Annotated in this window: 3 protein-coding genes; all 3 read left to right on the top strand. The window is 64.7% G+C overall.

What is annotated here, in order from left to right; translation table 11 throughout:
- Nucleotides 1-95 precede the first annotated feature (95 nt).
- Nucleotides 96-449 (top strand): IS66-like element accessory protein TnpA, encoded by a 354-nt coding sequence (gene tnpA / locus AC4FWB_RS34100; RefSeq protein ID WP_491030598.1) that lies wholly within the window; start codon nt 96-98, stop codon nt 447-449.
- Nucleotides 446-793 carry an IS66 family insertion sequence element accessory protein TnpB gene (gene tnpB / locus AC4FWB_RS34095; RefSeq protein WP_040988572.1) on the top strand — a complete coding sequence of 116 codons (348 nt, stop codon included), beginning with the start codon at nt 446-448 and terminating at the stop codon, nt 791-793. The genes tnpA and tnpB overlap by 4 nt, the downstream gene beginning before the upstream one ends.
- A 67-nt stretch (nt 794-860) precedes the next feature.
- Nucleotides 861-1,409, top strand: a 549-nt coding sequence (locus AC4FWB_RS34090; RefSeq protein ID WP_491030597.1) for an IS66 family transposase, incomplete at its 3' end; no start/stop codon positions are given.

Below are 1,409 nucleotides of genomic sequence, written 5' to 3'. Positions count from 1 at the left end.
GTACGCCTCCGGCGAGGGCCGCCTTGCGCGAGCATGGCACGGTAGCGAGTCTGCGCTCTTAAGGTCGTCCTTACGAGCGTAGTTAGCAGCACAGCATGAGCCATGTGACGTTATTGACCGGGCCTGAGCGTCGTCGTCGTTGGAGTGAAGAGGATCAGTGCCGGATACTGGCCGCGGCATTCGCGCCCGGGTCCACGGTTGCGGCGGTAGCGCGTCAGTACGATGTCGCGACCAGCCTGATCTATAGGTGGCGGCGCACGATGAGAGCCCGCGAGACGGGCTTTGCCGAAGTTGTCGTGGTTCCCGATGAGCCTGTTGCCGCTTCGGTGCCGGAGGCGCCACCAGCGGTGATCGAGCTGGAGATCGCCGGCAAGATGCGGCTGCGGATTCCGCTGACCACGCCGCCGACACTGGCGGCGGCGATGGTGAAGGCGCTAGGGATTTCATGATCCCGGTTCCGAGCCAGGTGCGGATCTGGTTGGCGGTCGGCCGGACCGATATGCGTCGCGGGATGCAAGGCCTGGCTCTGCAGGTTCAGGAGACGTTGGGCCGGGATCCGCATGCCGGCGATCTTTATGTCTTCCGCGGCCGCAGCGGCAATCTGATCAAGATTATCTGGCATGATGGGCTCGGCATGTCGCTGTATGCAAAACGGCTCGAGAAGGGCCGGTTTCTCTGGCCGTCGCCGGCGGACGGTACGGTTTCCATATCACCGGCGCAGCTCGCCTACATGCTCGACGGGATCGACTGGCGCAACCCGCGTCACACGTTCCGTCCTGAGCGCGCGGGCTGAGTTTTTTCTTTGAGTTTGCGCCATTTTCCGCGAGTCAGCGGACGCGTTTTATGATTCACTCCAGGACATGGATGCCACCGCCCTGGATGCTGTTCCGGACGATATCGGCGCGCTCAGAGCAGCGCTGACCGCGGCACTGGCCAGAGCCGAAGATGAAGCCGCGCGCGCTGCGCTGGTCGAGGCCGAACTGGCGGTCGCCAGGGCCAAGGCATCGGATGATGCGGCGCTGATCGCACATCAGGATCTGACGATCCGGAAGCTGCAGCGGGCGCTGCATGGTCAGAGTTCTGAACGTTCCGCCCGCCTGCACGACCAGATGGAGCTCACCTTCGAGGAACTCGAGAGCACGGCGACGGAAGACGAGATCGCCGCCGAACAGGCCGCGGCCCGGACCACCGAGGTGGCGCCTTATGTGCGCAAACGACCGGCGCGCCAGCCATTTCCCGAGCACCTGCCGCGCGAACGCGTGGTCGAACCGGCGCCGACCGCTTGCCACTGCTGCGGCGGTCATCGGCTGCGCAAGCTGGGTGAGGATATCACCGAGACGCTGGAGGTGGTGCCGCGGCAATGGAAGGTGATCCAGCACGTGCGGGAGAAGTTCACCTGCCGCGACTGC

The sequence above is a fragment of the Mesorhizobium sp. LEGMi-168a genome (genome assembly GCF_058312955.1).
Note: the sequence above shows the minus strand (reverse complement) of the source record. Positions and strands in the feature narration are given on the sequence as shown.